Source organism: Oscillibacter sp. (genome assembly GCF_032060045.1).
Lineage (GTDB): Bacteria > Bacillota > Clostridia > Oscillospirales > Oscillospiraceae > Oscillibacter.
Map to the genome: position 1 here is coordinate 45,856 of NZ_DAMBZJ010000023.1, position 6,450 is coordinate 52,305.

Annotated in this window: 7 protein-coding genes; all 7 read right to left on the reverse strand. The window is 34.6% G+C overall.

The window, feature by feature from the left end:
- Positions 1-154 precede the first annotated feature (154 nt).
- Positions 155-670, reverse strand: a complete 516-nt coding sequence (locus RT018_RS10540; protein WP_312941690.1) for an N-acetyltransferase — start codon at positions 668-670, stop codon at positions 155-157.
- Positions 671-839: 169 nt separating this feature from the next.
- Positions 840-1,205 carry a hypothetical protein gene (locus RT018_RS10545; protein ID WP_312941692.1) on the reverse strand — a complete coding sequence of 122 codons (366 nt, stop codon included), beginning with the start codon at positions 1,203-1,205 and terminating at the stop codon, positions 840-842.
- Between the two features lie 317 nt (positions 1,206-1,522).
- Positions 1,523-3,331: a DUF3732 domain-containing protein gene (locus RT018_RS10550; RefSeq protein WP_312941694.1), complete on the reverse strand. Its 1,809-nt coding sequence runs from the start codon at positions 3,329-3,331 to the stop codon at positions 1,523-1,525.
- A gap of 62 nt (positions 3,332-3,393) precedes the next feature.
- Positions 3,394-3,852, reverse strand: coding sequence for a three component ABC system middle component (locus RT018_RS10555; protein WP_312941696.1), 459 nt, complete (start codon positions 3,850-3,852; stop codon positions 3,394-3,396).
- A complete protein-coding gene (locus tag RT018_RS10560; protein WP_312941698.1) occupies positions 3,849-5,066 on the reverse strand; it encodes a hypothetical protein in 1,218 nt (405 codons plus the stop codon). The genes RT018_RS10555 and RT018_RS10560 overlap by 4 nt, the downstream gene beginning before the upstream one ends.
- A gap of 42 nt (positions 5,067-5,108) precedes the next feature.
- Positions 5,109-5,285 (reverse strand): helix-turn-helix domain-containing protein, encoded by a 177-nt coding sequence (locus tag RT018_RS10565; RefSeq protein ID WP_312941700.1) that lies wholly within the window; start codon positions 5,283-5,285, stop codon positions 5,109-5,111.
- A gap of 182 nt (positions 5,286-5,467) precedes the next feature.
- On the reverse strand, positions 5,468-6,450 hold a 983-nt coding region (locus RT018_RS10570; RefSeq protein ID WP_312941703.1), incomplete at its 5' end, for a recombinase family protein.

Below are 6,450 nucleotides of genomic sequence, written 5' to 3' on the forward strand. Positions count from 1 at the left end.
GTCAGGACAAAACAGAAGCAATAAAGCATCTGTTTTCTCCTAACTTCGGTGGGAAAATATTGAAAAAAGATTTTAGTCTTTCAAAAGAATCTATTGCTAACTCTGCATTTCACAACAGCTAATTCTTTTATGCAGATAATAGCATATAAAAAAGCTATAAATCTTTACGCATTACAAAATCCGTTTGCTCTTCTTCTCCCATGAAAAAAGAATGCGTATCAACTTCATAAAAACCATTCTTTTTATAAAACAAAATGGCTCTATCGTTTTTCTCCCATACTCCAAGCCATACATATAATTTTTTCCCCGTGTTCGCTACATCAATCGCCTTGTTCATAAGAACATTGCCTAATCCTTCACCTTGAAATTCCTTCGCTACATATATTCTTTCTATTTCTAGCGATTGCATATCGTTTATGTCAGTTTGTGATGGGGCTTCATTTAACTTTAAGTAACCTGCCAATTCACCGTTGGCATAAAGAAAATAAAATAATGAATTGTTATTTGATAATTCTCCGGATAGTTTGTTTATATTAAAAGACTGTTCCAAATAGGTTTTCATATTTGATGGCGTGTTCATGTGAGCAAAAGTTTCATTATATGTTTTATACGAAAAGTTACAAAGTGTATGAATGTCATCCGGTATGCATTGTCTGAATGTTAAATTCAATTTTATATTTCCTCCATACTATATAAATAAACCTCACAGCAAATCGGTTTATCTTTCTATGACAATGGAACTCAAATTGATTTTACCACACTTTCCACATAAAAAAGGCATATCTCCCCCTTGGCGAAAAATTATGTTTTTTTGTGTCATTAGGTTAAAATAGATGCATTCATTGCTTTTTATACATGATCATTAATTTTATGATGTCATAGGCAAAAGCTATCAGACCCATAAGCGCAAGTGTAGCTCCGGCGTAAATACTTATTGTCCAAGGTCCTATACGTTCCGTTTGTGTCAACGTCGGGTAGATTAAATATACACTCAAACCAATAAAACATAACAACCCAATCATATTTGTAAATATGCTGTTTTTTTTACTCAGTCCCCAAGCGGATACCATTATCACAAATGCAATAAATGTAGCGCTAAGCCACTCAACACTCCCCATGCTCATTCCGATTAGACATATAAAAATCAACAGATAAAGCGGGGTAAGTAAGATAAAAAACATTGATTTTCTATTCTTATTTAGCAATTGCTTCTCCTCCTTTTATGTAGATAAGCCTTTCTCAACTTTGTGCGCGCTATCAATATGTCCTTTCCACTATAGCATATCGAGTATAAACCAAACTGACAAATTCCGCTTGGGAATCGATGTCTGTATCATCGGTTCCGGTAAATTAGTAACCATTACAAATCCAGCGGGTTTTTCCTCAGAAAAAAAGTATGCCCAACCATGCTTCGCCGTATAACACACACGGAAAAAAATTAGGTTAAAACAGACGCTTTTCTACATCTATTTCAACCTGATAATCTTGTGTCATTAGGTCAAAATAGATGCAGCATTCGTCTTTATTTTACGTTAGCAATTCTTGGTGGTATTAAAGCATTGTGAACACCATCAAACTCTTCTACAAGATGTACGTTCTCTCGACCTTCCCAAGCTTCACTTGAAACATGCTCTAAAACGATTACTTGAATATCGTTTTCGCTTCTCTGAATATTATTAACAAATTCATCTAATATCAAAAATATTTCTTCAACCTTTTTCCAATCTCCTTTAGAATCTGTATTGTTTTTAGTATCAGTGTAATCTATGTTTTTGTTCGTTTGAAAATAAGGTCTAGTTGGTTGGTCTAAAATTAAGAACGGCGCAATATATGGCACTTTATTAGTAACCGATAATTCGTGTATACCTAAAAACAAACATAAATGTCTAAAAAGATCAACTGAACTACTTGTTCTAGATTCTATCTGATTGGTCTTGTTTTTTCTGAGCTGTAAAATACGTCTTTTATAATCATAGCTGGGAACATATCCCTGATAAGATTCAAATGCACTTTTGGCCAAAACCATATAGGAAGCTATGCAATCGTTAAGGGCGTTTATTGTAGCTTCCCGTGCGCTCTCGTAATCTACATATCTTGATTTGTACTCATCAAGTTCTTTGGATTTGTTATTAATTCTCTCGTCGAGATTACTGTTTCGTTTTGGCTTGTTTATTAGATTTGTGTACTCTGACTTAATCTCTCCAAGAGCAATATATCTTTCACTTTCGCTTATAGGTGTGTATTCTATTTGCGGACATAGTGCTATTTGGCGTTTTAAATCATCAAGTTTTGAATTCAAATCTGATAATTTATTACTGATATCAGTTTCAAATGGCATTTTATCTACTATCATTTTTTTAATTTGAGTGTACTCTTTTTCCAATACAATAATGAATTGTTTGTATTCATCATTTTCGATGTTACCAATAAATTTCTTCAAATGTTCAACAGGTCTAAGACTCTCTTTTTCTTTCGTAAGTTGCTTCTTATAGTTTGCATAGCCTTTATTGAAATTATTAAGTTTTTTTATTTGCAGTCCAGTTTTCTGATGTTCCTCCAATAAGGCATCGTATTTACTGCTATCTGGATATTTAACTAAGTCTAATTTTCCGCTTGAGATAATTTCCTTAAGTTTTTCAAAATCGACTTCATCAACATCTTCACTATTAATCAAATAATATTCTCTCGCTTTTTTAAGCAACAATTGTTTAAATAATTTCACATCGTCATTTGTTGTTTCTTCTTGTGCTTTTTCTTTTTCTAACTTATCTAATACTTTTTGTACATTATCTATTTTTGATTTCAACGTCATATTTTCTACAGTTGTAATTCCCAAAGCCAAGTCAAAAATACGGGGCAATGCTTCTCTATATCTATCATCACTTTGTTTATCAAAATATACTTGACTATCGTTGATTGTGTCCCCAGATTGAGTGTTAAACATCAAAAAATATCTGTAGGATATTTTTGTACTCTGCGATATGTTTTTTCCGCCATATGCAAACGTAACCGAATCGTTAATTGAAAATTCTTGTTCCAAAATTGTTTTCAACTCAGTTGTTGCGATACTTGAATAAGGTGTCTTTGGAATTTCTCCACTTCCGGAAAAAAAGTATTCGGAAGAAGGCTTGGAATTTTTTATTTCCCCACGAGCTATAGTGAATTTTTTAGAATTAATAGTTATATTTATACCATACCATAAAACATTTACCCCAATATGCTGATTGGGGATATTGGCCTTGCTACTACAAAGACAATAGTCAACTATGTCTAAAATAGAAGATTTACCTGTGTCACTATTACCTGTGATAACATTGATTTTATTATTCAAAAAAGGAATTGTCCGTATCTCTCCATTTTTCAACCATAATATCAACTTATTTATGCAAAATTTCATAATTCAATTCGCAAGCTTAGGTACAAATTACTTGCATCCCCCTTATTAATGGCATTTGAAATATTACTTGCTCCTTTTATAATTTCATTAGCTCTATCTCCAAGAGTCTTATTATCTAAATCAAACTCAACATTTCCACGGACTAACTTATTATCTCGAATATCTAAAAAGCCCAGTTGCCTCATCAATAGTATTGCGTTCATACTTAATTCCAAATTGTCAAAATACCTTTTGTTAAAATTACAAAATTGTAAGCTCTTTTTAGATATGAGTTCTTCTATACTTCTTATTTTTACATTTTTCTTTTTTACAAAATTTAATACACCTCGATAACTTAATATCGGTTGCACGAGTAATGCTTTTGATACCTCCAGCTCCTCAACTTCATGCAATACTGATAAAATCGCTATTCCAGTTAATATTTCATTATTATAAAAAGAATGTATCTCCGTCATTTTCTATATTTATCCTCCCACTTTTTTAACCAACCAATTTCATTCTCATTAGCTAACCTATAGAAGGTACCATTGCAAAACTCAATTTTGAGTGGTGTTTCTTGAACTGTAAGCACCTTGGCTCTTATTTGATCCAAACAAGCTAAGGCATTAGTTTTATCTAAATTTATATTGCAAGTAGTTCTATGATTTGCTCTATGGGTGTTTTTCCAGAAAAGTATTGCTTCTTCTTTGAAAGAATCCAATTCCTCTTTGGTAATCTCACCATCATCAAACCATGTTTTTAAATTGAATTCCACCTCTAACATAAATGATGTAAACTCTTCAATTTGACCGATTTCTAATATGTTTATATCTCCTATATCGATTAGCTCTTTAATAAATGTTTGTTCCTCTAATCTATCAGGTAATAGTATATTTACTTTTCTTATTGGTAAAGTCGTTTTTTTATTATTTTCAAATATAGTAATTAGCTTTCTATGCCAATAATCATATTCTACGATTAATTTCTCGCGTTGTTGTACGGCCTCATAGTGAGCTAATTTCAACTCTGAAAACAATGAATTAAAAACATCATTTATGCGACTTTCAGCTATATAATAATCAGCAATCAACTCTTTTATTTCTTCAGAAATTCTTGTTGCCTGATTTTCGAATTTAAGTTTATTAATAAATTCCTTTAATAGCTTACGGTCCATATTGATAAATTGTTGAAGATATTTTTTGCTCTCAGCACTGTCTGTTTGCAGAATTAGTCCCTCTATGTATAATATTAGTTCTTCTAATTTTATTGTTTTATTTTGAACTTGTATAATATTGTTAATAAACTTATTTTGCTCAATATCTTTATTAGTCGCTAAAATGAAATCCGTATTTTTAATAAAGCTATGTTGTGACGCTATAGTTGCACGCCCATCGTTAATATCACAAATTGCTAAAATCCAGTTATATAAAGTTTTTAATAAATCAGAATCTAATTCTGTTAAATTAATCGGTTTTCCATCACCTGTTTGTTGTGTGGTATGTTTAAGTTGAATTAAAACTAGACTTCCATCTGGGAGGGTTATATGGACATCATCTTTTGCTTCATATCCCACTGATTGTCCTTTTTTAAGTGAAAGGACGGCCTTCATAAAATAGAAAAATTGATAATCAAATCCGATAATTTTTGTATCTGCCGAAGTGATATCATATCTTGTTTTATTCTCACCCATTTTTACACCACTCTTCATTTGGATTGTAATTCAGTAATGGTTTTACCCTTTATCTTTCTTATATCTGCCATCTATAGGCTTCACCGCATCCTTTGGTATTGCCCAAGTAACCCCAAACCGAACAGCGCCCGGTATTTTGCCCTGTGCGCAAAGCACTTGTACCCGGCGTGCAGTGATTGCCCATTTTTCCGCTGCTTCTTTCGCAGTCATATAGTCCATTAAAACGTTCCTTTGCCAAATAAATATTGTATATATTATATATCGCAGCGGCGAATAAAGCAATCAAATTCATGTAAATTATGGAAATATCCACAGTATTATGCTGAAATCTATTGAAAAATAGTAGAAAATCTGTCCAAGAGAAAAAACCGCCAGCTTTGTGGCGGCTTCTCCTGCTATTTTTATTCACTCAGCAGTTCCTGCTCCATTTCCATATTGTTATCAAAAGTGATTCGGATTCGGTCTGTGGATAAAACCACTACCTTGGTAATAATCCCCTTGACTATATCATCACGATATTCCTTTACGCTAAGGTCAATATGTTCCATCATATAAAGCAGTTCATGGATTCGGGCTTGTGTATTTTGGGCGAGCATGGTCTGCTCTTGATGCTCCCCAATCTGCCCCTGCAGTTTCTTTATCTCCGCTGCGATTTCCTCAAACTTGGCATCGAAGTAATCCGCACCGGCACTGGACTTGGAACTGAGTTCCACTAAATCCATCATCACACTCTGCAGCTCTGCGATGCGGTTTCGGACAGCCGCTTCATTGAAGCTGTCATCATCCTGTGAACCAATTGCCAGCCGCAGGCCTGCCTTGAGGGTTTCGATAACATCAGCCTTATCCTCATCCAGCCGGTTCAGAGCAGTGACAATGGCTTGGTGTAACCGGCTTTCCTCAATGGTAGGGGATTCCTTACAGTATTTTGTGCCGTATTCCAAGCGGTTGATGCAGCGCCAGACTACCTTTTTCTTGCCGTTCCTCGCCCAAGTGACCCGGCGATATTGCGTACCGCAGTCACCGCAGCAGAGAAGCTCGGTCAGGGCATATTTACTGCTGTATTTTCCTTTTTCAGTTTTCACCGCTTTTTTGGCAACCTTTCGTTTACCGGCTCTCCGCACGATTTCCTCCTGCACAAGGTTGAATAAATCCCTTGAAATAATCGGCTCATGATTTCCAGTCACATAATACTGCGGGATTTCACCGTTGTTTTTACGGGTTTCCTTGGTTAAGCAATCCACCACATAGGTTTTCTGCAGCAGTGCATCCCCGATGTAGCGCTCATTGCGGAGCATATATTGCAGTGCGCCAATTGACCATTCTGCATTTCCGGTGGGGGAGAGAATTTCGTCTGCCTCCAGCGATTCCTTTATCTTTCGGACGC

What these genes read in the sequence shown, in the direction of transcription:
- RT018_RS10555 (WP_312941696.1), bottom strand. Translation starts at nt 3,852, where the DNA reads ATGACGGAGATACATTCTTTTTATAATAATGAAATATTAACTGGAATA.
- RT018_RS10560 (WP_312941698.1), bottom strand. Translation starts at nt 5,066, where the DNA reads ATGGGTGAGAATAAAACAAGATATGATATCACTTCGGCAGATACAAAA.
- RT018_RS10565 (WP_312941700.1), bottom strand. Translation starts at nt 5,285, where the DNA reads ATGGACTATATGACTGCGAAAGAAGCAGCGGAAAAATGGGCAATCACT.